The organism is Actinoplanes sp. NPDC051861, assembly GCF_040681145.1.
Taxonomy (GTDB): Bacteria; Actinomycetota; Actinomycetes; order Mycobacteriales; family Micromonosporaceae; genus Actinoplanes.
In genome coordinates this window covers 1,344,892-1,367,752 of the sequence record NZ_JBFAYE010000001.1, presented here as the reverse complement: position 1 = coordinate 1,367,752, position 22,861 = coordinate 1,344,892, and the positions used below count along the sequence as shown (strand labels likewise).

Genomic DNA, 22,861 nt, shown 5'->3' with positions numbered 1-22,861 from the left:
TTCCCAAGGGACCGACAGATCCGGGGAAAGACAACTTCGTCGATCGGAGTGAGGGTCAGGAACCCCTGAGAGCGCCCGGCACCAGCATCCTGTCGTGTCCATCGCTGTGCGAGTCAGGACCCCTGGGAACGCCGGCCCCTTTACTCTCACTGTCGGAGTGCAGGATTGTTTCGTCCTTGATCGGATTGCGGCGTAACATGGCCATACCGAGTGCGTCCAGGACCAGTTCAGTTTTCATGTGCTCGGCGATGGACCAGCCGACGATTCTGCGGGAAAACGCGTCGAGAACGGCGGCGCAATACAGTTTGCCTTCGGTGGTGGGGTGCTCAGTGATGTCAGTGACCCATAACCGGTCCGGTGCGGTGGCGACGAACGTACGGTTGACCAGATCGTCGCTGGGCTGAGCGTCGGGGTCGCGGATGGTGCAGCCGTGCCGGCGCCGCCGGTACAGGCCCTGCAGCCCGGCCTGGCGCATCAGCCGGGCCACCCGCTTCTCGTTGACCACCAGACCGAGCCCGATGGTCAACTCCGCGTGCACCCGCGGCGAACCGTAGGTTCTCCGCGATTCCTCGTGAATCTTCTCGATCTGCTTGAGCAGGATCTCGTTGTCCTGGCCCCGGACCGAGGGCGGCCGGTCTTTCCATTCGTAGTATCCGGAACGGGACACATCGAGTAATCGGCAGGCCACCGCGACGTCGAGTCCGTCGGCGGCAAGTTCACGGACCAGCCGATATCTACTTTGGGAGGATGTTCTCCCGGGCGAAGTAGGCGGCGGCTCGTTTCAGGATCTCGTTTTCCATCTCGAGCTGATGGTTACGCCGCCGCAAAACCGCGAGCTCCTGTTTTTCAGTGCTGGTCAACCGTTCCGTGTTGTTGCCGCCGTCGTCGGCGTCGGCCTGGGCCAGCCAATTCCGCAGACAAGACTCGGAGATGCTCAAATCCTTGGCGAGCTGCGCGATCGTTTTACCGCCGGTGCGGGCCAGCGCGACGGCCCGTTGCCGGAACTCTGCGGGATGAGGAGCGGGCATGGACGGCATCCTTCCTGCGATGCCGTCGACCACCTCACCCTCAGTGTCCGGCAAACCGGGGGAAGCTCATGTGGAGTTCAGCCCCCATAGCAACCCGAACTCCACACACCCCAACGCGTGTGGAGTTCGGCCCCCATAGCAACCCAAACTCCACACACCCCAACGCGTGTGGAGTTCGGCCCCCATAGCAACCCGAACTCCACACACCCCAACGCGTGTGGAGTTCGGCCCTCGTACAAACCCGAACTCCACACGCAATTTTGCGGACTACTCCCAGCGGAAGTTGCGGGCGGCGGCTAGCAGCCAGACGACGGCCCACGTGCCGAGGCTGAGCCAGATCGGCAGCGGCACCGCGGCGCCGTGCATCAGGGTCTCGCGCAGGCCGTCCGCGTGCGCGGCGAGCGGCAGCACGAAGTAGCCCGCGGCGCCCAGGTCGGGTGCGGCGAACATGATGCCGCCGACCGAGAGCATCACCACGTAGATCAGGGTGGCCGCGCCGGTGGTGGTCTCCGGCTTGAGGACGCTGGCCAGCAGCAGTGCCAGCCCGGTGTATCCGGCCACCGCCAGCACGGTGATCCCGGCGGCGGGCAGCAGCGCGCCGGCCTCCGGGCGCCAGCCGACCGCGAAGCCGACCAGGGCCAGGATCAGCACCTGCAGCACGATCTGGACCAGCACGGAGCCGGTCTTGGCGAGGAGCAGGCCGGGCCGGGTCAGGGGGGAGGCACCGAGCCTTTTGAGTACGCCGTAACTGCGCTCGTATCCCGTGGTGATCGCCTGGCCCGTGAACGCGGTCGACATCACGGTCAGCGCCAGCACACCCGGTACGACGAAGCCGAGCCGGTCGTCGGTCGGCAGGTTGGTGACCTCGAACAGGCCGGCGCCGAGCAGCACCAGCAGTGGCACACCCATCGCCAGCACGACGGCCTCGCCGCGGCGCGCGGTCAGCAGCAGCTCCATCCGCAGCTGACGGGCGATGATCGTGCGCATCGGCGCCCGGCCGGGAGCCGGGGTGAAGGTTCCGGCGCTCACTGGGCCGCTCCTACGGGATTCGGCGTGGTCAGGGAGAGGTAGACGTCCTCCAGGGTGCGCCGGCGGCTGCTCACCGCGGTGACCCGGGCGTCCACGCTCGCGAACCAGGCGAGCACCTCGGCCAGCCCGGCGGTGTCCAGGGTGCCGGCAATCGAGTACTCCCCCGGGGAGGTCTCGGTGACGGTGCGGCGGGCGCGCAGCCCGGTCAGGTCGAGTCCCGGGTCGGCGCGCACCTCGAGCAGGTCGATGCCGGCCGCCGCGGTGAGCTCGGCCGGGGTGCCGGTGACGGCGACCTTGCCGCTCCGCATGATCACGACGTCGTCGGCGAGGCGTTCCGCCTCGTCGAGCAGGTGCGTGGTGAGCAGGACGGAGACGCCGTCGGCCCGCAGCTCCTCGATCAGCTGCCACGTGGTGTGCCGCGCCTCGGTGTCCATGCCGGCGGTCGGCTCGTCGAGGAAGACCAGCTCGGGGCGGCCGACCAGGGCCACCGCGAGGCTGAGCCGCTGCTGCTCACCGCCGGAGAGACGGCGGAACCGGGTGCGCTCCACCTTGCGCAGGCCGAGCCGGTCGAGCAGCATCTCCGGGTTCAACGGGTTGGCGGCGAACGACGCGAAGAGCCGGAGGATCTCGCCGGCGGCGGCCCACGGATAGACCCCGCCGGACTGCAGCATGATGCCGAGCCGCGGCATCAGCTCGTCGTGCTGACCGATCGGGTCGAGCCCGAGCACCCGGGCCTCGCCGGCGTCCGGGCGCCGGAAACCCTCGCAGACCTGCAGCAGGCTGGTCTTGCCGGCGCCGTTGTGGCCGAGCAGGGCGAGCACCCGCCCGCGCGGCACGCACAGCGACACGCCGTCGACCGCCGTCGTGTCGCCCCAGCGCACGACGACGTCTCGTACCTCAACCGCGGCTGCGTCGCCACCCACCATCAGTCCCGCCCATCCGGTCCGCACGGAATCCGCCCGCCACGGCCACCTTACGGCGGCGCCCGCCACGCCCGGTCGCGGTGGTGCGGAGGATGGAGTGGCTCACCCGGAGGTAGGGTGCCCGCCATGAGTGACCCGAGCCGCGTGGTGGAGATCTACACCGACGGGGCGTGTGTGCCCAACCCCGGCCCCGGCGGGTGGGGCGCCGTCCTGCGTTACGGCACCGCGGAGAAGGACCTCTGTGGCGGCGAGGCCACGCCGACCACCAACAACCGGATGGAGCTGACCGCTCCGATCCAGGCTCTGGAGACGCTGAAGCGGGCGCCGCTGGTGATCGACATCTACACCGACAGCGTGTACGTCCGGGACGGCATCACCAAGTGGCTGCCCCGCTGGCAGGCCAACGGCTGGCTCACCTCGGCACGGCAACCGGTCAAGAACGAGGACCTGTGGCGGCGCCTGGCCGCGGCGGTCGAGCGGCACGAGGTGCGCTGGCACTGGGTGAAGGGCCACAACGGCCACCCGGAGAACGAGCGCGCCGACCGGCTGGCCGCCCGCGGGCTGCGCGAGGCGCTCAGCGGGCGGTGAGACGTTCCGCGTAGGCCGCCCAGACCTTCTTCGGCACGACCATCCGCCAGGCGTCGATCACCAGCTCGGTCATCTCCTGCGGATCGAGCCGTGCCATCCACGCCTGCACCCAGTGGAATCGCAGGTCGGACTCGCGCGGCAGGTGGAACGTCTCGGGCGCGGAGGCGATGAGCGCGTCCCGCTCCTCCTTGGGGAAGGCGAAGCCCATCACCGTCTCGTCCCGGGAGAACGCGACGTAGACGATCGGGCCGACCCGGAACTTCACCCGGTCACGGATCAGGTGTTCCTCGCTGCGCGGCAGGTCGCGCACGACCTTGCGGACATCATCGACGGTAACCATGCCCCGGACGGTAGACCCGGGGTACGACAGCTTCAGGCACCTCGCGGTCGCGGAACCGGCTTCGTCGGCTCGCCGGACTCCTCCGGCTCCCGGACCTTCGCCCTCGCCACCCGGTCCGGCGGGAGGCGATAGGTGGCGGCCCGGACAAGTTCCTCGGGCACCGTGTGCCGTCCCTCGCGCGCCTCCGGTTCACGCTGCTCGGGCACCATGTCCGCGGCCGTCTGACGGGGGTCGGGCAACGCGGAGTAGGTGACACCACCGGCCGCGGCGGGCGGCGGCAGGCCGGGACCGACATGCGGCGGCGGCGCCGGGAACCCGACCTGTGTTTGCCGGGTCGGCTCCGCCTGCGGCGTCGCGGGCTTGTCGACGGGCACGGTCGGTTCGTCGGTTTCCGCTTTTGGGGGTACGGGAGACGAGCCCGCGATCGGGGAACGGTCCCGCCGCCGCCCGGCCGCCCGCGCGGCCATGCTGAACACGCTGCGTGTCCCCTTCTCGTACCCGTCGAGGTACGCCTCCTCCCGGTCCGGCGCGTGCTGACGTCGCTGGTGGAGGCGGCCCGCCGCATATCCCGCACAGGAGACGAACGCGGCGAGGAGGACAAGCAGGATCACGATGTCACCCGGAGCGCTCATAGGGGAATTCTGGCTAATTTGATAGACCGCGAGCTATGGCCCGTTTGACTTACCACGATCGAATTAGCTCGAAGGCTCAACCCTCGCCAGCCAGCCGGCGATCTGCGCACGCTTTGACATGCCCAGTTTCGTGCGGATGTGCTCGACGTGCGCGCCCGCCGTCCGCGGTGAGATGCGCAGCGTCCCGGCGATCTCCCGGTCGGTACGCCCGGCGGCCACCAGGCGAGCCACCTCCAGCTCCCGCGCGGACAGCGCCGACAGCTCGGCCATCACCCGCCGCCCCGCCGGGGCACCCCCGCTCCCAACCGCCGCACGCCCGAGAACCGCCACGCCGCCCGCGCTCGCGGCCGCCGACCTCGGCAGGGGCGGGGTGCCCGCTGTCCAGGTCGCGGGCAGGTCTGCTCCGGTTGCCCGCCAGGCGTCGTGGGCCGCGGCGACCAGCGCGGCGGCCTCGGCGGGGCGCCGTGACCGATGGGCGCACCGGGCCTGGTCCAGCAGCACCGCCGCGCCCTCCCAGAACCGCCGCCGGCTCGTCCAGAACGCGCCGGCGGCGGCCAGTTCCTCGCGCGCCTTGCCGGTCTGCCCCTCGTGCAGGTGGATCAGCCCGCGCGCGTGGCCGAGCACACCGAGCGTCCCGGCGATTCCGCGCTCGGCCACCAGGCCGCCGGCCCGGTCCAGCCAGTCCCGCGCCGCGGTCGGCCCCGACGTGGCCAAGTGTGCGCGGGTGCCGGTCACCACGTACGGAAAAAGGTATGCCGCGTCATGCACCCTGGCCGACGCCGCGAATCCCAGCTCGCACCGCTCGACGGCCGCGCCCGGACGGCCGGTGAGCAGCGCCAGCTCGGCCAGCCCCCACCAGGCCGGTGAGATCCGCTGCAGCTCACGCATGCCGCCGCCCAGCCCCGCCGCCTCCGTCAGCGCCGCCTCGGCCTCGGCGTGCGCGCCGCGCCCGAGATGCAGATAGCCGAGGACGTGCAGCGCGGTGATGCGCGTCGTGATGCCGCCCCGGCCGTCAGCGAGCGCCAGCCGGGCCCGCGTGCCGGCACCGTCCCAGTCGCCGGTGGCCCAGAGCACGTGTGCCAGGTGCGCGGTCATGTAGTGCACGTCGTTGAACCGCTCGACCCGCTCCGCGTAGGCGATGCCCTCGTGCAGGGACCGTTCCGCCAGGTCGTACTCCACCAGCACGGACGCCGACGAGCCGAGCATCCGGTGGCCGCGAGCCGCCTCACCTTCCAGGTGCCGGCCGGCGGCCCGCGCGATCGACCGCTCCAGCATGTCCCGCCCCTCGGCCAGCCGCCCGGCGAAGAGCAGCACCGAGCCGACCGTGGCGTCGATGTTGCAGGCCAGCGCCGGATCCTGGTCGTCAGCGGTCATCGAGCGGGCGAGTTCGCCGTCCTCGATCGCCTCGGGGAGCCGACGGTCCAGCATGTAGGCGGCCGCCAGAGCGGCGTGGAGGCGGGCGCGGGTCCCGGTGTCGGAGGTCAGGTCGAGGCCGGTTCTCAGGGCGGCTACGCGCTGGTCGAGGGAGTCGCCGAGCAGGTGACGGACGGCTACCCGGTCGGGGAGCAGGGCGGCGGCGCCGAGCGGGTCGCCGGAGTCGAGCCGGAGGCGGTAGGCGCGGTGGTAGAGGTCGTCGGCCGCCGCGTTGTCGTCGATGGCGGCCAGCTCGGTGGCCAGCGCGGCGTAGAGGGCGGCGCGATCGGCAGCGGTCACGCTCTCGGCAGCGGTGCCGGGCCTGGGTTCGGGGGGCATGGTGCGGAGGGCGCGGCGGTACAGTTCGGCGGCCTGCTGGTGGGCGGAGAGGGCGGCGGCCTCGGCGGCGGCGGTCAGCGCGTGCGCGTGTGCCTCGGCGGGGCGCTGGGCACGCTCGAACTGGTCGCTGACGAACGCCGCGGCGAACCCGGCCCGCACGGCCGCCTCGGCCGCCCGCGCGTGCAGGCCGCGCCGGCGCAGCGGGGTGAGATCGGCGTAGAGCGCGTCGCGGATCAGCGCGTGGCGGAAGTCGAAGGCGGTGCCGTCGCCACGCGGCTGCACGAAGAACCGCTCCGCCAGTTCGCGCATCCCCGCGTCGATCTCGCCCACGCCCGGTCGCGGCCCAGATCCCCGGTCGAGGATCGCGGTGAGCAGGTCCAGGTCGAACGAGCGGCCCAGCACCGAGGCTGCCGCGGCCAGGTCCCGGGCGGCCGGTGACAGCTGACCGGCGCGGGCCAGCACCGCGTCGGCGAGCGTGTCCGGCAGGCTGTCCGCGGCGGCGAGGAACTCCTCGACGTGCAGCGGGATGCCGTCGCTGCGGGCGAAGACGTGGGCGGTGACCGCGGTGGGCAGCGCGGTGCCGGAGATCGCCGCGGCCAGGACGGCCGTGTCGGCGGGGCCGAGTCGTGGCAGGCGCACCTCCTCGGCGTGCCGCTGGGTCAGCAGCCGGGTCCGCCACGCCCGCATCGGCACGCGCGGATAGAGCTCGTCGCTGCGATACGTCCCGGCGAGCAGCATCGGCAGCTCCCGGGAGCGCCGGCCGAGCCGGGCCAGCACGTCGAGGGTCAGGTCGTCGGCCCAGTGCAGGTCCTCCGCGGTGATCAGCAGCGGCCGATCCCCCACCGCCTGCTCGATCAGGTCGGCGAGATCGGCGAGCAGCAGCCGCCGCTGCCGTGCCGGTTCGCCCTGGTCTCCGTCTCGCAGGCGGTGGGTGATCCGTTCGCCGGTCACGGCGGTCAGCGGGCTGCGGCGCATCTCGGCGGCCAGGTCGGTGATCAGGCCGGCCGCCACCTCGGTGTCGCCCGGCGCGGCGCCCGCGGCCAGCACCGCGAACCCGGACTCGCGCGCGTACCGGGTGATCTCCCGGAGCAGGCGGGTCTTGCCGATGCCGGCCTCGCCGGCGAGCAGCAGCAGCTCACCGCGCCCGGCCGCGGCCTCGTCCACCCGGCGGGCGGCGAGCGCGAGCAGGTCGTCCCGGCCGACGAGCACGGGACTGGTGAGCGTCACAGCGCGACTTTAGGCACGCGTTTTCGACTTCCTAGGTGTTATGACCGATGTCCGACCGGCGCCCCCTGAAGATGCTGGACCGGTCTTTCTTTTCGAGGGGGAGTTCGATGGCGAAGTTCATGGACGTGCACGAGGGATTCGTCGGCGTCACGCAGGAGCAGCTCGACGCGGCCCACGATGCCGACCTGAAGATCGAGGCCGAGGAGGGTGTGCACTTCGAACGGGCCTGGCTGGACCCGGAGTCGGGCAAGGCGTTCTGCCTGAGCACGGCGCCCAGCAAGGAGGCGGTCATGCGGATCCACGAGCGGGCCGGCCACCCGACCACCGAGGTGTACGAGATCGCATCCGAGGTCTGATAATTCATGAGTTGACACGTTTTCCCGGGAAGCGCACGGTACATCCATGCGCTTTCCCCGCCTCCTTGCCGCGGCCGGCGCCCTGACCCTTCTGGTGGCGCCGGCCTGCGGTGCCGAGAAGCCCGATCCCGCGACCAAGGTCGAAGTCTTCACGTGGTGGGCCGACGGCGACGAGAAGGCCGGGCTGGACGCCCTGGTCGGGCGCTTCACCGCCGGATGCCCCGGCCACGAGTTCGAGAACGGCGCGGTGGCCGGCGGCGCCGGGGTCAACGCGAAGCAGGTGCTCGCCGCGCGGATCCAGCGCAACGACCCGCCGGACACGTTCCAGGTGCACGCCGGTGCGGAGCTCGACGACTACATCGCGGCCGGGCGGGTTCAGGACCTCACCGCCGACTACGCCGGCTGGGGGCTGCGCCAGGCGCTGCCCCCGGGACTGGTCGAGGACCTCACGGTGAACGGCAAGATCTACTCGGTGCCGGCCGACATCCACCGCGCCAACGTGGTCTGGTCCAACCCGGAACTGCTGGCGGGCGCCGGCATCACGAGGCCGCCCGCGACGCTCGGCGCCCTCATGGCCGATCTCGCGGCCCTCAAACGCTCCGGGGTCGAAGAGCCGCTCGCCCTGGGCCGCGACTGGACCCAGCTCATGCTGCTCGAGGCCGTGCTGATCAGCGATCTCGGCGCGGAGGGCTTCGCCGGGCTGTTCAACGGGGCGACCGACTGGGGCGGCAGCGCGGTCACCGGGGCGCTGGAGGACTATGCGGCTCTGCTCGCGTACAGCAACGCGGACCGGGACTCGCGGGACTGGCCGGACGCGCGGCGCCTGCTCACCGACGGCAAGGCGGCCTATCTGGTGATGGGCGACTGGGCCGCCGCGGACGGCCTCGGCCACTTCACGTTTCCCGGCAACGGCCGGGTCTTCCAGTGGCTCGCCGACTCGTTCGTGCTGCCCACCGGAGCGCCCAACCCGGCGGGCACCCGGTGCTGGCTGAGGACCGTGGCCTCGGCCGACGGGCAGCGCGCGTTCAACCGGGCCAAGGGCTCGATACCGGCGCGGACGGACGTGGGCGGCGAGGGTTTCTCCGCGTACCAGGTGGGCGCCATGGCGGACTGGCGGTCGGGAACTCCGGTTCCGTCCTGTGCACACGGCTCCGCCTGCACCCAGGATTGGCAGAATGCGGTGAACGCCGCACTCGGCGTCTTCTCCACCGCGACCGAGAAGGATCTGGCCGGCCTGCAGCAGGCACTCGCCGCGACCGCGGCCCGATACATCAGGGGGTAAGGATGGGCGAGGAGCGCGACGGGGTACCACTGACCAACCTGGACCAGGAGCTGTTCCCCGGCGCCGGCGCCACCAAGCGGGACCTGGTCGACTATCTGGACGCGGTGGCCGACCGCATGCTGCCGGTGCTGCGGGACCGGCCGCTCTCGGTGATCCGGGTGCTCCGCGGCCAGGACCAGTTCATGCAGAAGAACCTGCCCAAGTACACACCGGACTGGGTGCCGCGGACGAAGATCTGGGCCGACGCGTCGCACCGCGAGGTCACGTACGCGCTCGGCAACGACCGCCGCACGCTGATCTGGTTCGGCAACCAGCGCGCGGTCGAGTTCCACCCGGCGCTGATGCTCGCCGGCTCGATGCATCCCACGCACCTGATCATGGATCTGGACCCGCCGGAGGAGGGCGGGTTCCGGCTCGCCGTGGAGGCGGCCCGGCTCGTGCAGCAGGTGCTCGTCGACGCCGGGATGCCGGGCGCGGTCAAGACCAGCGGCTCCAAGGGCGTGCACGTCTTCGTGCCGCTGGCCGACGGCGCGGCGTTCGAGGACGTGGCGGCGGCCCAGCGCGCCGTCGCCGCCCGCGCCGAGAAGCTCGACCCGGCGCTCGCGACCACCGCGTTCATCCGGGAGGACCGGCACGGCAAGGTGTTCCTGGACGCCACCCGGGCCGGCGGGGCGACCGTGGCGGCCGCGTACAGCCCGCGGATCCGGCCGGGCGTGCCGGTCTCCTTCCCGGTCGACTGGGCCGACCTGGACCGGGTCACCGCTGCCGACTTCACCGTGCACACCGCGCCCGGCCTGATCGGCGACCGCGACCCGTGGGCCGAGGCGCTGCCCGAGCCGCTGCCGCTGGAGAAGGGCCTGATCGAGGAGGGCCACACCATCCCGGTGGCCCGGGTGCAGGCCATGCACGAGGGCAAACGCCGGGCGCGAGCCAAGCGAGCCGCCGAGGAGGGCACTAGCTGACCAGCGCGCTCCAGAACGGGACGGTGGGCCGGACCCGCTTGGTGGCCGGCTCACCGATGCCGAACTCGCGGTGCAGCCAGTCGGCGAGATCGGCGCCGTAGCCGATCACGTCGGTCTGGTAGATCGAGAGCACCGGGTGGCCGGCGATCGCGGCCGGCAGATAGCGGTGGGCGTACAGCGGGATCATCCGGGGAGCGATCATCAGGGCGGCGCGGGCGGTGGCCACCCGGTCGCCGAAGGGCGGGCCCCAGCCCTCGTACCAGAAGTCGTTCTCGGCGACGTCGAAGAGCACGCCCTCGACCGGAGCGGTCAGCGCCCGGCGCAGTGCCGCCCGGTCCGGCGAGCGCCAGTCGGGCCAGCCCGCTCCGGTGGGCAGACCGGCGGCGAGGAACTCGCGATGATCGGGGGCGAACGTGAAACCGAACTCGGACTCGACACCGCCGAGCTCCGGTTCGGTCAGGCCCGGTGCGACGGTGAAGCGGCCGGAGGCGGTGAGCAGTTCCGCGGCGGTCACTCCGCTACTTTATCGATGAAGCGGGCGTACACCAGATGGTGTAGCCCGTACGCGGGAGGAGTCCATGAGGGTGTCCGCGGCGGGACGACGCGACGGCCCGGCCGGCGAACCTAGCGTCGCCGGCATGACGAAGAACTTCACTCTCCTGGCCGCGGCGCTGACCCTCGTGGGCGTGCCGGCCGGCCTCGCGCTCACCGGCGGCAACGTCCAGGCGGTGATGACGACGAGCCTGGCCGTCGCCCTCGCCGGATTCGTCCTGCTGACCCGCAGGTGGCCGCTGACCGCCCTGATCCTCATCCTGCTGACCGTCGCCGCCTGGCGGAGCTCCACGCTCATCGAGTCGAGCTGGGTGTGGCCGGCAACCGCCGCGTTCGTCGCCGTGGTGCTGGACGGGCGGCTGCGCACCGCCGCGGTGGCCGGAGCGGTCGCGCTGACGTACGGCGTCACCTGGGACTGGGTCGTCGACCAGCACTCGTCGGACTACGTGTTCGCGCACGTCGGCGGGGAGGCGCTGTGGCTCGCCGCGGTGCTCGCGGGCTCGTACGCGTACGTCAGCACCCAGAGATGGCGCACCGAGATGGCCCGCCGGATCGCCCAGGACGAGCAGCAGCGAGAGATCGATGCTCGCCGCAGGCGGGCCGAGGAGCGGGTGGCGATCGCCCGCGACCTGCACGACGTGGTCTCGCACACCCTGGCCGTGGTGGGTGTGCACCTGAACGTCGCGATGGACTCGTTCGAGGCCGAACCGGACGAGGCGAAGGCGTCGCTGAAACTCGCCCAGGAGGTGCGCACGAGGGCGATGACCGACCTGCGCGCGCTGGTCGGTGTGCTGCGCGAGGGTGAGGTGCCGGCGCTGGAGAGCCTGGACGCGCTGATCGATCAGGTTCGTGAGGCGGGCCTGACGGTGTCGCTCAACGAATTCGGCGATCCGGTCGAGGTGCCCGCGCCGGTCGCGACCGCCGTCTATCGCGTCGTGCAGGAGGCGCTCACCAACACGGTTCGGCACGCCGGCGCCACTCACGCAATCGTCACGCTCCGCTACAACCCGGACGATGTGCTGGTCGATGTGCGTGACGACGGGCGAGGTGCGGATCCGGTTGTGGACGGGCACGGCATCGCGGGGATGAGGGAGCGGGTGGCCGCGCTGGGCGGTGCGCTCACGGCCTCCGCCGGGGATAAAAACGGATTTACGGTACGAGCAACCGTCCCGATTGTTACGGAGTGACCGTGCCGATCTCCGTTCTCCTCGCCGACGACCAGCACCTGGTGCGCGCTGGATTTCGCAGCCTGCTCCGGCGCGCGAAGGACATCGAGGTGGTCGGCGAGGCGTCCACCGGCGACGAGGCGGTGCGGACCGCACGGGCGCTGCGCCCGGACGTGATCCTGATGGACATCCGGATGCTGGGCATGGACGGGATCACGGCCACCCGCGAGATCGCCGGATCCGGGCCGAAGATCATCATTCTGACCACGTTCGAGACCGACGAGTACGTGTTCTCCGCCCTGGCCGCCGGCGCGAGCGGGTTCCTCACCAAGGAGATCGACCCGGACGGCCTGCGCAACGCGGTACGAGTCGTGGCCGCCGGCGACGCGCTGCTCTCACCCAGCGTCACCCGCCGTGTCGTCGGCGAGTTCGCGCACCGCCCGGTGCCGGCCGCCGCGACTCCGGGCGGGGACCGGCTGGCCGTACTCACCGAGCGCGAGCGTGAGGTGGTCCGGCTGGTGGCGACCGGGCTCTCCAACGAGGAGATCGCCCGGACGCTGGTGATCAGCCCGCTGACCGCCAAGACGCACGTGACCAGGGCAATCGCCAAGCTGGGGGTCCGCGACCGGGTGCAACTGGTGATCGTCGCGTACGAGGACGGCCTCGTCGGCTGAAAAGCCTCAGGACTGCTCCGCAGGGCCCGATGACCCCGGTGACCACCCTTTTCGAGGTGGCGGACCGGAGGCTCGTCGGATGCGGCAAAGCAAGGCAGCCCCGGACCCGAAGGCGGAAAGCCGGTGGGTCCGCGTGTGCGCCCTCGTCGGCGCGGTCGCCATGGTCCTCGCGGTCCTGATCGGTACCGGGGCCGGCGGCCACGGCACCACGCGGGCCGTCGTCGTCTCCTCCGTGCTCACCGGCGCGGTGATCGCCGCGGCCACCTGCCTGTGGCGGGCCCGCGGGTTCGCCGGCCGGGCGCGCTGGGGCTGGTCGACCGTCGGCGTGGGCGTGCTGAGCTGGGGACTGGGCCAGTTCGGCTTCCTCGCCTCGGTGGACATGCCGGCCAACTTCGGTGTGCTCGGCATCGGCCTCATCGCGATCGGTCTGCTGACCCTCCCCAGCGCCAACCAGCCGCTCGCCAACCGGATCCGCAGCGTCCTCGACGGCCTGCTCATCGCCGCGTCGATGGTGCTGGTCGGCTGGGTGTTCGCGATCGGCCCGCTCACCGGCGACCACACGGTCGGCGCCGACTTCTACGGCGCGCTGGTCTTCCCGATCGGCGGCATCGTGCTCGCCACCATGGCCGTCTACATGCTGCCCCAGCAGCGGCGCAACCACGGTTGCGGCACCCACATGGCGTTCCTCTCGGCGGCCATGCTGGCGTTCACCGTTGCCGGGTCGGGTTACGCGTACCTGCGCGTCACCCAGGAACTGAGCGCCGGGCGGCCGCTCGACATCGGCTGGATCGTGGGATACGCCCTGATCATCATGGGCGCGAGCCGGCCCCGTGAACGGTCCGGCCCGCTCGTCCCGCTGTCGGCGAGCGTCGGCAACGGCGTGGTGATGCTGCCGTACCTGGCGGTGCTCGCCGCACTCGGCGCCACGGTGCTGTTCCACGTGCAGAGCGGCGGGAGCCACCCGTTCGTGGCGTTCACCCGGTCGTTCCTCATCCTGCTGATCGTCGGCCGTCAACTGCTGACTCAACTGGAGAATCAGGGGCTCACGCGTACGCTCGAAGCCCGCGTCGCCGACCGCACCGCCGAACTGTACGCGCGCGAGCAGCAGTTCCACGCCCTCGTCCAGCACAGCTCCGACGTGGTGACCGTGGTCAGCCCGGAAGCCGACGTGATCTACCAGAGCGAGTCGGTGCACCAGGTCTTCGGCTACCCGGCGCGGTTCCTGACCGGCCGGCGGCTCACCCAGCACCTCGACGCGGAGTCGGCGCACCGGCTCGCCAAGTCGCTGCGGCAGGTGACCGGTCGCCCGTACGCGACAACCGTCCTGGAGCTGACCGTCCGGCACCGCGACGGCCGCGACCGCCAGGCCGAGATGACCATCACGAACCTGCTCGACGACCCGCACGTCAAGGGCCTCGTGCTGAACACGCGGGACATCAGCGAGCGGATGGAGCTGCAGGAACAGCTGGTCTACGAGGCGTACCACGACTCGCTCACCCAGCTCGCCAACCGCGCGCTGTTCCGGGACCGGACCGCCACCGCGGTGGAGCGCGGCACCGAGGCCACCGTGCTGCACCTCGACCTGGACGGCTTCAAGCGGGTCAACGACAGCCTCGGGCATCTCGCCGGCGACCAGCTCCTCGTGCAGGTCGCCGACCGGATCCGCTCCTGCGTCCGCGACGACGACATGGTGGCCCGCTTCGGCGCCGACGAGTTCGGGGTGCTGCTGGAGCAGGACGGCGCCACCGAGGTCGCCGGTCGCATCCTCGAGGACCTGGAGGCCCCGGTACGGCTCGGCGACCGGGAGATCCACGTACGGGCCAGCATCGGCCTGGCCGGCGCGCACCTGCTCGACGAGGGCCTGCCCGCGGACGTGGCCGGTGGTGACAGCCCGGGTGAGCGCGCCGAACAGCTCATGCGCAACGCGGACCTCGCCATGCACCACGCCAAGGCGGCCGGTGGCGGCGTCTTCGCCAGCTACCAGTCCCGCATGCGCGACGGCCTCATCGAACGCCTCGAACTCGAGTCCGACCTGCGCTCCGCGCTGGAACGCGGCGAGCTGCGCCTGCACTACCAGCCCACGGTCGACCTCGCGACGCACGAGGTGGTCGGCTTCGAGGCCCTGGTCCGCTGGCCGCACCCGCAGCGCGGCATGATCAACCCACTCGACTTCATCCCGATCGCCGAGGCGACCGGCCTGATCGTCCCGCTCGGCCGCTGGGTCCTGCACGAGGCGTGCCGGCAGGCCGTCGAGTGGAGCGGCGCCGCCGGTGGCCGCCCGCTGAAGATGGCGGTCAACGTGTCCGTCCGCCAGTTCGACCAGCCGGACTTCGCGGAGACGGTGGCGGCGGTACTCGCGGAGACCGGCATGCCCGCCGACCGGCTGTGCCTGGAGATGACCGAGAGTGTCCTGATGACCGACACCGAGGCCAACCTCGAACAACTCGTACGCCTCAAGGCGCTCGGCCTGACCCTGGCCATCGACGACTTCGGCACGGGGTACTCGTCGCTCGCCTACCTGCGCCGCTTCCCGGTCGACACGCTGAAGATCGACCGCTCGTTCGTGGAGCGCCTCGGGGTCCTGGAGGACGACACGGCCCTGACGGACACGATCGTCCGGCTCGGCAAGAGCCTGGGCATGGCGACGGTGGCCGAGGGCATCGAGGAGTTCGGGCAGCTGGCGGCTCTGCGGGAGATGGGGTGCGGGTTCGCGCAGGGCTACTACTTCTCACGGCCGGTGCCGGCCTCGGAGGCGGGCCGCCTGTTCCTGGAGGGCGCCGAGGAGCCCGTCGAGACCCCCGCCTGAGCGTCCCCGGGTAGGGTCGCGGGCGGGGGTGGTGGGATGACGACCGTGGAGCAGGCGTGGGAGCTCAGCCGCGGCGAGACCGGGCTGGCGATCGTCTCGACGGCCCGGGCGGACGGGACTGTTCAGTCCACGCTGGTCAATACGGGACTGGTCGAGCATGACGGGACGACCACCCTGGCGTTCGTGACCTATGGAGCGGTCAAACTCCGTAACCTCCGGGAGCGCCCGCACCTCGCGGTCGCGTTCCGGAGCGGCTGGCGGTACGCCACGGTCGAGGGGCGGGCGCTTCTGGCCGGACCCGACGACCCGCAGCCCTGGCTCGACGCCGAGCGGCTCCGGCTGCTGTTGCGGGAGATCTTCACGGCCGCCGGTGGGACGCACGACGACTGGGAGAACTACGACCGGACGATGGTCGAGCAGCGGCGGACGGCGGTTCTGATCACCCCGACTCGGGTGTATCCGTCCTGACGCGCCGTGTCCCGGCGGTCGCCGGGCGGCCTCGGCATGCAGTGCCGTCGCGCTGACTCACGAGAGGTGGTCGGTCGGCTCGTACTGTAAAAGAATGCTGATCAGTTTCGGATGCCCGGTCTCGGGCGCCTGGGCCCGGCCGGAGACGCTGGCGCGCATCGCCCGCCTTGCGGAGGAAAACGGCTATCACGAGCTTTGGGCGTTTCAGCGGCTGCTGGTGGGACGCGAACAGGAGCTCGCCCCGGTCTATCACAGCGTGCTCGACCCGATCGTCGCGCTGACCTGGGCGGCCGCCGCGACGACCCGGATCCGCCTCGGTGTCTCGGTGATCAACCTGCCCTATGTCGCGCCCGCCTATCTGGCCAAGCAGGTCAGCTCGCTCGACCGGCTCTCCGGCGGCCGCTTCGACCTCGGGCTGGGCACGGGCTGGTCGGAGACGGAATTCGTGGCGACCGGTTCTGATCCGAAACCGCGCGGTCGGCGCACCGAGGAGTACCTCGCCGCGCTGCGAACCCTGTTCAGCGGGGAGGAGGCGGCGTTCGAGGGCGATCTCTACCGGGTGCCGCCGAGCCGGATGCTGCCGGCGCCGTCGCAGGCGGGCGGGCCACCGGTGCTCCTCGGCGGGACCGCCGAGATCGCGTTGCGCCGGGCCGGGAGGATCGCCGCCGGCTGGGTGAGCAGCAGCCGGGCCGCGCTGGGTGACATCGCGAGCGGCGTGCGCATCGTGCGGCAGGCGGCGGAGGACGCCGGGAGAAACCCCGATGACGTACGCATTATCGTGCGCGGCGTGGTCCGCCCCGGTGTCCGCGACGAGTCGATCCCGCTCTCCGGCACGTGGCAGCAGATCCGCGACGGCGCACAGCGGTACGCGGACGCCGGCGCGACCGAACTGTTCTACGACCCGAACTGGGAGCCGCGTGTGGGCGCCCCCGACATCGATCCGGACACCGCGGCAGCATTCGGCGAGGAGATCCTCACGGAGCTCGCCCCGAACAGGTGACCGTTACTGATCGATTTACTCTGGTGTGGTGGACCATCGATCGCCGACCGTCTACCGCAGCCGTTCGTGGACGAACCGGCGGCGGGCGCTGATCGCGCTCGCCGTCGGTGGTCTCGTGCTGCTGGGTTACCTCATCGGGCAGTGGGGTGACTCCCCGGAGCCGGCCGCTTTCACGCCTCCGCCCGCGCCGTCGCCGTCGCCGTCGCCCGTCATTTCGGAGTCGTCGGCCGCTCCGTCACCTGTTGAGTACGCCCTGCTCCAGGCCGAGTCGGCGAACGAGCTCGCCGGCATCCAGACCGAGGGCACCCAGGACGAGGGCGGCGGCGACAACGTCGGCTGGATCACCCGCCACGATCACCTGCGGTTCGACGGCTTCGACTTCGGCGAGGTCCCGGCGACCAAGGTGCGTGTCCGGGTGGCCTCGGACGCCGGTGTCACCGGCCGGCTGGAGTTCCGGCTGGACAGCCGGGACAGCCCGCCGATCGGTGAACTGTCGGTGAGCAACACCGGCGGCTGGCAGAGCTGGCGCACCGACGGCGCCGTGCTGGAACCGGTCACCGGCGTGCACACCGTGTTCGTCACGTTCACCACCGCCGACGACAGCGAGTTCGTGAACATCAACTGGTTCCAGTTCGAGCACTAGCTACTGCTCGACCACCGGGATGCGCAGGGTGAGGACGCCGTTCTCGTAATGCGCCTCGAGCCGGTCACAGTCCAGCCGCTCGGACAGGCGGACCTCGCCCGTCGAACTCCCGCTCTCCTCCCGCCGGCGCTCGGCCCGGACGGTCAGGACCTTGTCGTCCACGGTGATGTCGACCGAGGCGCGATCCGCGCCGGGCAGGTCGATGTCGATGAAGAACGTGCCGTCCTCGCGGTACGCATCCAGGCGGGCACCGGCCGCACGGTTGGCGAAGACGCGGGCGGTGAGACGCTCGAGGTCGCTCCTGACCAGCATTTTTCTCTCCTACTTGAGCGCCGATGACTCAAGTCTGAGAACATCCGGAGCCGGTTCGGGATTCCATGCTGTGATCGCCACCGCTGTTCGAACATCTGTACTAACATGCTGAACGTGATCCTGCATGCCGATCTCGACTCGTTCTACGCGTCGGTCGAGCAGCGCGACGACCCCGCGCTGCGGGGCCGGCCCGTCCTGGTGGGCGGCGGTGTCGTGCTGGCGGCGAGTTACGAGGCGAAGGCGCTCGGCGTGCGCACACCGATGAGCCTCGGCCGGGCCCGCGCGCTCTGCCCGCACGCCATCGTCGTCCCCCCGCGCATGTCTGCGTATTCGCGGGCGAGCAAGCTGGTCTTCGAGGTCTTTCGGGACACCACACCGATCGTCGAGCCGCTCTCCATCGACGAGGCGTTCCTCGACGTCGACGGCCTCCGCCGGATCCGGGGCGGACCGATCGAGATCGCCCGCCAGCTCCGCATCGACGTCCGGGAGCGGGCCGGCCTGCCGATCACCGTCGGGGTGGCCGGCACCAAGTTCCTCGCCAAGGTCGCCAGCGGCGTCGGCAAGCCGGACGGCCTGCTCGTCGTGCCGCCCGGCCAGGAGCTGGCGTTCCTGCACCCGCTGCCGGTGGAGAAACTGTGGGGCGTCGGCCCGGTCACCGCCGCCAAGCTGCGCGACCGGCACATCCACACGGTCGGCCACGTCGCCCGCATCGGCGAGGCCGCCCTGATCGCCATCCTCGGTCACGGCGCCGGCCGCCACCTGCACGCGCTCGCGCACAACCGCGACCCGCGCCGCGTCCGCACCGGCGTCCGCCGCGGCTCGATCGGCGCCCAGTGCGCGCTGGGCCGGCGCGAGCGCCCGTTCACCGAGGTGGAGGCGACTCTGGCCGCCCTCGTCGACCGGGTCACCCAGCGCATGCGGCGCGCCCACCGGGCCGGCCGCACGGTCACCGTGCGGCTGCGCTTCGACGACTACACGCGGGCCACCCGCTCCCGCAGCCTGCTGAAGGCGACGATGCAGACCGGCGCGATCCTGCGGACGGCCGAGGATCTGCTGCGCGAGGCCCGCCCGCTGATCGCGGAGAAAGGCCTGACGCTGGTCGGCATCGCGGTGAGCAACCTGGACCGCGACGGCAACGTCCAGCTGGAGCTCCCCTTCGACAACCCGGGCGACGACGGCCTGGACGCGGCGGTCGACCGGGTGCGCGACAGGTTCGGCGCGAGCTCCCTGCGGCGAGCGGCGATGATCGGCCGCGAGCTGCACCCGTCAGTGCCGATCCTCTCCGACTGAGACCCGCAGCCGGGTTCCGGCGAATTCCGCCGGCGGCGACGGGCCGAGTCGCTTTTCGGCGTACGCGGCCCCCGAGCCGCCCTTCTAGCATCAGGGGGTGAGGGAGAGACTGGTCGACACGGCCGTCGCGGCCGGTGTCGCCGCGGTCCTGGCGACGATCGTCTCGGCGGGGCAGGGTGGCGGCCGGGCGGGTGCTGTCGCGTACGTCTGGGCCGCCGGACTCGGCGCCCTCATGTTCTGGCGGCGACGGCACGCGCTCCTGGTCCTCGTCCTGACCGTGCTGGGCCTGTTCGCCTACTACGCCGCCGGGCTGCCCGCGATCGGTGTCGCCGTCCCGGTCGCCGCCGCCCTGTACGCGGCCGCCGAGTCCGGTCACCGCCGGGCGAGCATCGCGGTGGCGGCCGGGGTGCTGGCCGTGTCGATGGGCTACCGCCTGTTCGACGGCCAGAGTTTCCGGTACGTGGTGGTCTACGAGGGGATCGGGCACGTCGCGCTGATGGCCGCCGCGATCACCCTGGGCGAGCTGGTCCGCGCCCACCGCCGGATATCCCGGCTGACCGGACGGCAGATCGAGCTCGAGGCGGGCCGCCGGGTCAGCGAGCACAATCTGGCGCTCTCCCGCGAACTGCACGACTCGATCGGACACACGCTGACAATCGCGGCTGTGCACACCAACGTCGCGCGGCAGGAGAGCGCACGGCGCCCGGAGGCCGCTGCGGCCGCTCTCGACCACGTTGCCGAGGCGGTGTCGGAGGCGCTCGCCCAGCTGCGCGGCACGGTGCGGGAACTGCGATCCGGACGCGCGGCCGCGTCAAGCGACGATGTCGAGTCGGTGCTGTCGGCGGCTCGGGCGGCCGGCTTCCACGTGCGGGCCGATGTGGAGGCGAACGCGGTCACCCCGGTGGCCTTCCGGGTGCTCCGGGAAGCGGTCACCAACGCGCTGCGGCACTCCGACGGCCGGACCCTCGACATCGAGTTGCGCCGCCGCGACGGTGAGCTGCTGGTGCGCGTGACCGACGACGGCACGGGCGGCGGCGCGGGGAGCGAGGAGGGCGCCGGGCTCACCGGGCTGCGGGAACGGGTGAGCGAGGCGGGCGGCCGGTTCGAGGCCGGGCCGACCGGACAGGGCTGGCAGGTGCGGGCGCATGTCTGAGATCAGCGTCCTCCTCGCCGACGACCAGGCGCTGATCCGGGCCGGCATAGCGGTGCTGCTGACCGGCGAGGACGGGGAGGGCGAGCCCTCGATCGCGATCGCCGGCGAGGCCTCGGACGGCGCCGCCGCCGTGTCGCTGGCCCGGCGCCTGCGGCCGGACGTGGTGCTGATGGACATCCGCATGCCGGGCATCGGCGGCATCGAGGCCACCCGGCAGATCCGCGACGGCCTCCCGGGGGTCGCCGTTCTGATGCTCACCACGTTCGACACCGACGAGGAGGTGCTCGGCGCGCTGCGAGCCGGCGCCGACGGCTACCTGCTCAAGGACACCGCGCCCGGCCCGCTGCGAGCGGCGGTCCGGGCCGCGGCGGCCGGCGAGCCGGTGCTCTCCCCCGCGGTGGCCCGCCAGGTGATGGGTCACGCGGCCGCCCGCACCCGGCCGGACCGCGACCCACGGCTGGACCGCCTCACGGCCCGGGAGCTGGAGGTTCTGGTGGCGATGGCCGGTGGGGACGACAACGCCACGGTCGCGGCGGCGCTGGCGCTGAGCCCGGAGACGGTGCGGACCTACGTCAGCCGGATCCTCACCAAGCTGGACGCCACCAGCCGGGCCCAGCTGGTGGCGATCGCCCACCGCAGCGGTCTTCCGCCGGCCTGAGAGGACATTCAACCCCATATGCCCGCCTGAGTGCGTGGTCACCCTGGGGCCCTCCCGGGGAGAACGGGCTGCGTGCGTGGTCACCGTCGACCCCGCGCACCCGCGCACACCCGTGGCTGAGGAAGGGGGCAGACTCGGGGGGTGCGGAAGATATATGTGATCGGGATCGGTGCGGGTGACCCGGACCATCTGACCCTGCAGGCGGCCAAGGCGATCGGCCGGACCGATGTGTTCTTCCTGCTGGACAAGGGTGAGACCAAGCAGAGCCTGATCGACCTGCGGGAGCGGCTGATCCGTGGGTACTCGCATCCGCGCAGGCGGATCGTGGAGGGACGGGATCCGGATCGGGATCGCACGCCGGCCGATTACACGGGCACGATCGCGGACTGGCGGCACCGGCGGTCGGAGGTCATCGAGGAGCTGATCGGCGAGCACCTCAAGGACGATCAGATCGGATCGATCCTGGTGTGGGGGGATCCGTCGCTCTACGACTCCACGATCGCGATCCTCGACGAGATCCTGGCGCGGGGTGCGGTGACCTTCGAGTTCGAGGTGATTCCCGGCATCAGCAGCGTCTCGGCGCTCGCCGCGAAGCACCGCATCGGGCTGAACCGGGTGGGGCAGCCGTTCCAGGTGACGACCGGGAGGCGGCTGGCGGAGGGCTGGCCGGAGGGCGTGGACGACGTCGTCGTGATGCTCGACGCACATCAGACATTTACGAAATATCAGGATGTGGAAATCTACTGGGGTGCGTACGTCAGCACCGAGGACGAACTGCTGAACAGCGGCCGGGTGTCCGACGTCGCCGACGAGATCGTCAAGACCAGGGCCGACGCCCGCGAGCAACACGGCTGGATCATGGACACCTACATACTGAGGCGGCACAAGCCGGAATAGTTTCACCGCGGACGAACTTCCACCCGAACGCATTCACTGCAATTGACGGGGCCTCGAAACGCGCCTTTGAATGGCTGCAGGAAACAACGAGAGGGGCCTCCCATGAAAATCGTCCGCACCCTGCTGATCACCGCCATCGCCGCCGCCGCTGTGCTGGTCGGAGCGGCTTCCCCGGCTGCGGCCCGCGACGCCGTCACGTTCCGGACCGGCCAGCTTCTGCAATTCGATCAGGTCGCCGGAAACCCGTCCTCGAAGGATCGCGCCGCCCAGCGCGTCCGCAACGCACAATGGCAATTCGGCGGCGGACAATTCGTTTTCCACACGACCGACGTGCGAACCGATCTCTACCCGCTGGCCGGCTCCTACACGGTCGACGGCAACACCGTCCGCTTCTCCGCGAGCCGCACTGCGACGTTCACGACCGGCAGCGCGTACGCCGAGATCAGCGGTGAGCTCGACGCCACCACCGGCCGGCTCAGCTTCCGGTGGCTCAGCAGCGCGGGCAACGGCGCGGTGGTCAACGGGACAGCGTTCACCGGTGCGAGCAGCAGCGGATACACCGGAGTGGTGACCGTGTCCTGACAGATCCGGACCAGGACCCGGCCGGCAACGGCCGGGTCACATCCGGTTGAACGGCTCCGAGTACGTGAACGCGCCCCGCAACGACGGGTGATAGCTGGTCAACGGCCGGGCCTGGAAATGCGGCGTCCACTCCGCGACCGGAGGCGTGATGCCGAACTCCGAGGCGAGCCGGAACCCGAACCTGGGGTAATAGTCGGTGCTGCCGAGCAGCACCACGAGCGGCTCCCCCAGGGCGTCCGCGGCACCGAGCACCGTGTGCACGAGCGCTTTACCCACCCCGCGCCGCTGATGGTCCGGGTGCACGCTGAGCGGCCCGAGCCCGAGCACCGGCGAACCACCCAGGTCGGAGCGGGTGCAGGCGACGTGGCCGACGATCTTGTCGCCGTCGAGCGCGACCAGGGAGAGCGCCGGGATCCAGCCCGGATCGACGCGCAGCTGATCGACCAGATCGGCCTCGGGGGCCCGCCCGAACGCCGCGAACGTCACGGCATGAATCTCCTCGGCCTGCCCGGCCGTCTCCCGCTGCACGATCATCCGGTCA

Annotated in this window: 25 protein-coding genes; 15 read left to right on the top strand and 10 right to left on the bottom strand. The window is 71.4% G+C overall.

From position 1 onward, the window contains the following. Positions 1 to 55: 55 nt before the first annotated feature. From AB0M02_RS06580 to AB0M02_RS06565, 4 genes are all read right to left on the bottom strand, one after another. Positions 56 to 688 carry an IS3 family transposase gene (locus AB0M02_RS06580; protein WP_364222402.1) on the bottom strand — a complete coding sequence of 211 codons (633 nt, stop codon included), beginning with the start codon at positions 686 to 688 and terminating at the stop codon, positions 56 to 58. 46 nt (positions 689 to 734) lie between these two features. Beyond that, the gene (locus tag AB0M02_RS06575) at positions 735 to 1,061 is read right to left on the bottom strand and encodes a transposase (protein WP_364222399.1); all 327 of its coding nucleotides are present in this window, start codon (positions 1,059 to 1,061) and stop codon (positions 735 to 737) included. A gap of 234 nt (positions 1,062 to 1,295) precedes the next feature. Further along, a complete protein-coding gene (locus AB0M02_RS06570) occupies positions 1,296 to 2,057 on the bottom strand; it encodes an ABC transporter permease (RefSeq protein WP_364222396.1) in 762 nt (253 codons plus the stop codon). Further along, a complete protein-coding gene (locus tag AB0M02_RS06565) occupies positions 2,054 to 3,007 on the bottom strand; it encodes an ABC transporter ATP-binding protein (RefSeq protein WP_364222393.1) in 954 nt (317 codons plus the stop codon). Before AB0M02_RS06565 ends, AB0M02_RS06570 begins: the two co-directional genes overlap by 4 nt. Positions 3,008 to 3,106: 99 nt before the next feature. Between AB0M02_RS06565 and rnhA the strand changes: the two genes are divergently transcribed. Then, a complete protein-coding gene (rnhA, locus tag AB0M02_RS06560; RefSeq protein ID WP_364222390.1) occupies positions 3,107 to 3,568 on the top strand; it encodes a ribonuclease HI in 462 nt (153 codons plus the stop codon). Here rnhA and AB0M02_RS06555 read toward each other — a convergent pair. From AB0M02_RS06555 to AB0M02_RS06545, 3 genes are all read right to left on the bottom strand, one after another. Beyond that, complete coding sequence (locus tag AB0M02_RS06555; protein ID WP_364222387.1) at positions 3,555 to 3,908, bottom strand: MmcQ/YjbR family DNA-binding protein; 354 nt, start codon at positions 3,906 to 3,908, stop codon at positions 3,555 to 3,557. The genes rnhA and AB0M02_RS06555 overlap by 14 nt on opposite strands. A 32-nt stretch (positions 3,909 to 3,940) precedes the next feature. Next, positions 3,941 to 4,540 carry a hypothetical protein gene (locus tag AB0M02_RS06550; protein ID WP_364222384.1) on the bottom strand — a complete coding sequence of 200 codons (600 nt, stop codon included), beginning with the start codon at positions 4,538 to 4,540 and terminating at the stop codon, positions 3,941 to 3,943. Between the two features lie 63 nt (positions 4,541 to 4,603). After that, a complete protein-coding gene (locus tag AB0M02_RS06545; protein ID WP_364222381.1) occupies positions 4,604 to 7,519 on the bottom strand; it encodes an AAA family ATPase in 2,916 nt (971 codons plus the stop codon). Positions 7,520 to 7,626: 107 nt separating this feature from the next. On the opposite strand from AB0M02_RS06545, the gene AB0M02_RS06540 reads away from it, so the two are divergent. From AB0M02_RS06540 to AB0M02_RS06530, 3 genes are read left to right on the top strand one after another with little or no spacing between them, the layout of a single operon-like run. Next, complete coding sequence (locus tag AB0M02_RS06540; protein ID WP_364222378.1) at positions 7,627 to 7,875, top strand: SCO4226 family nickel-binding protein; 249 nt, start codon at positions 7,627 to 7,629, stop codon at positions 7,873 to 7,875. Positions 7,876 to 7,921: 46 nt separating this feature from the next. Beyond that, on the top strand, positions 7,922 to 9,157 hold the full coding sequence (locus tag AB0M02_RS06535; protein WP_364222375.1) for an ABC transporter substrate-binding protein: 1,236 nt from the start codon (positions 7,922 to 7,924) through the stop codon (positions 9,155 to 9,157). Between the two features lie 2 nt (positions 9,158 to 9,159). Further along, complete coding sequence (locus tag AB0M02_RS06530) at positions 9,160 to 10,119, top strand: ATP-dependent DNA ligase (protein WP_364222372.1); 960 nt, start codon at positions 9,160 to 9,162, stop codon at positions 10,117 to 10,119. On the opposite strand, the gene AB0M02_RS06525 is transcribed toward AB0M02_RS06530, so the two are convergent. Continuing rightward, positions 10,112 to 10,633 carry a hypothetical protein gene (locus AB0M02_RS06525; protein ID WP_364222369.1) on the bottom strand — a complete coding sequence of 174 codons (522 nt, stop codon included), beginning with the start codon at positions 10,631 to 10,633 and terminating at the stop codon, positions 10,112 to 10,114. The genes AB0M02_RS06530 and AB0M02_RS06525 overlap by 8 nt on opposite strands. Before the next feature lie 124 nt (positions 10,634 to 10,757). Between AB0M02_RS06525 and AB0M02_RS06520 the strand changes: the two genes are divergently transcribed. From AB0M02_RS06520 to AB0M02_RS06495, 6 genes are all read left to right on the top strand, one after another. After that, positions 10,758 to 11,858: a histidine kinase gene (locus AB0M02_RS06520; RefSeq protein WP_364222366.1), complete on the top strand. Its 1,101-nt coding sequence runs from the start codon at positions 10,758 to 10,760 to the stop codon at positions 11,856 to 11,858. A gap of 2 nt (positions 11,859 to 11,860) precedes the next feature. Continuing rightward, on the top strand, positions 11,861 to 12,511 hold the full coding sequence (locus AB0M02_RS06515) for a response regulator transcription factor (protein ID WP_364222363.1): 651 nt from the start codon (positions 11,861 to 11,863) through the stop codon (positions 12,509 to 12,511). A gap of 79 nt (positions 12,512 to 12,590) precedes the next feature. Further along, positions 12,591 to 15,317, top strand: a complete 2,727-nt coding sequence (locus tag AB0M02_RS06510; protein WP_364222360.1) for an EAL domain-containing protein — start codon at positions 12,591 to 12,593, stop codon at positions 15,315 to 15,317. Between the two features lie 36 nt (positions 15,318 to 15,353). Further along, a complete protein-coding gene (locus AB0M02_RS06505) occupies positions 15,354 to 15,785 on the top strand; it encodes a TIGR03618 family F420-dependent PPOX class oxidoreductase (RefSeq protein WP_364222357.1) in 432 nt (143 codons plus the stop codon). Positions 15,786 to 15,879: 94 nt separating this feature from the next. Next, the gene (locus tag AB0M02_RS06500; protein WP_364222354.1) at positions 15,880 to 16,785 is read left to right on the top strand and encodes a TIGR03619 family F420-dependent LLM class oxidoreductase; all 906 of its coding nucleotides are present in this window, start codon (positions 15,880 to 15,882) and stop codon (positions 16,783 to 16,785) included. A 28-nt stretch (positions 16,786 to 16,813) separates the two neighbouring features. Next, positions 16,814 to 17,428, top strand: coding sequence for a carbohydrate-binding protein (locus AB0M02_RS06495; protein WP_364222351.1), 615 nt, complete (start codon positions 16,814 to 16,816; stop codon positions 17,426 to 17,428). On the opposite strand, the gene AB0M02_RS06490 is transcribed toward AB0M02_RS06495, so the two are convergent. Then, on the bottom strand, positions 17,429 to 17,740 hold the full coding sequence (locus AB0M02_RS06490; protein ID WP_364222349.1) for an Hsp20/alpha crystallin family protein: 312 nt from the start codon (positions 17,738 to 17,740) through the stop codon (positions 17,429 to 17,431). Between the two features lie 105 nt (positions 17,741 to 17,845). On the opposite strand from AB0M02_RS06490, the gene dinB reads away from it, so the two are divergent. The 5 genes from dinB to AB0M02_RS06465 all read left to right on the top strand — a co-directional run bounded on the left by dinB (position 17,846) and on the right by AB0M02_RS06465 (position 22,320). Next, the gene (dinB, locus tag AB0M02_RS06485; RefSeq protein WP_364222346.1) at positions 17,846 to 19,030 is read left to right on the top strand and encodes a DNA polymerase IV; all 1,185 of its coding nucleotides are present in this window, start codon (positions 17,846 to 17,848) and stop codon (positions 19,028 to 19,030) included. A 97-nt stretch (positions 19,031 to 19,127) separates the two neighbouring features. Beyond that, entirely contained in the window at positions 19,128 to 20,183 is a 1,056-nt protein-coding gene (locus AB0M02_RS06480) for a histidine kinase (protein ID WP_364222343.1), read from the top strand. Further along, positions 20,176 to 20,841, top strand: coding sequence for a response regulator transcription factor (locus AB0M02_RS06475; protein ID WP_364222340.1), 666 nt, complete (start codon positions 20,176 to 20,178; stop codon positions 20,839 to 20,841). Before AB0M02_RS06480 ends, AB0M02_RS06475 begins: the two co-directional genes overlap by 8 nt. 141 nt (positions 20,842 to 20,982) lie before the next feature. Continuing rightward, complete coding sequence (gene cobF, locus AB0M02_RS06470; protein ID WP_364222337.1) at positions 20,983 to 21,738, top strand: precorrin-6A synthase (deacetylating); 756 nt, start codon at positions 20,983 to 20,985, stop codon at positions 21,736 to 21,738. A 102-nt stretch (positions 21,739 to 21,840) separates the two neighbouring features. Then, on the top strand, positions 21,841 to 22,320 hold the full coding sequence (locus AB0M02_RS06465) for a hypothetical protein (protein WP_364222334.1): 480 nt from the start codon (positions 21,841 to 21,843) through the stop codon (positions 22,318 to 22,320). A 36-nt stretch (positions 22,321 to 22,356) separates the two neighbouring features. Here AB0M02_RS06465 and AB0M02_RS06460 read toward each other — a convergent pair whose 3' ends face one another. Then, the gene (locus AB0M02_RS06460; RefSeq protein ID WP_364222331.1) at positions 22,357 to 22,854 is read right to left on the bottom strand and encodes an N-acetyltransferase; all 498 of its coding nucleotides are present in this window, start codon (positions 22,852 to 22,854) and stop codon (positions 22,357 to 22,359) included. Positions 22,855 to 22,861: the final 7 nt, after the last annotated feature.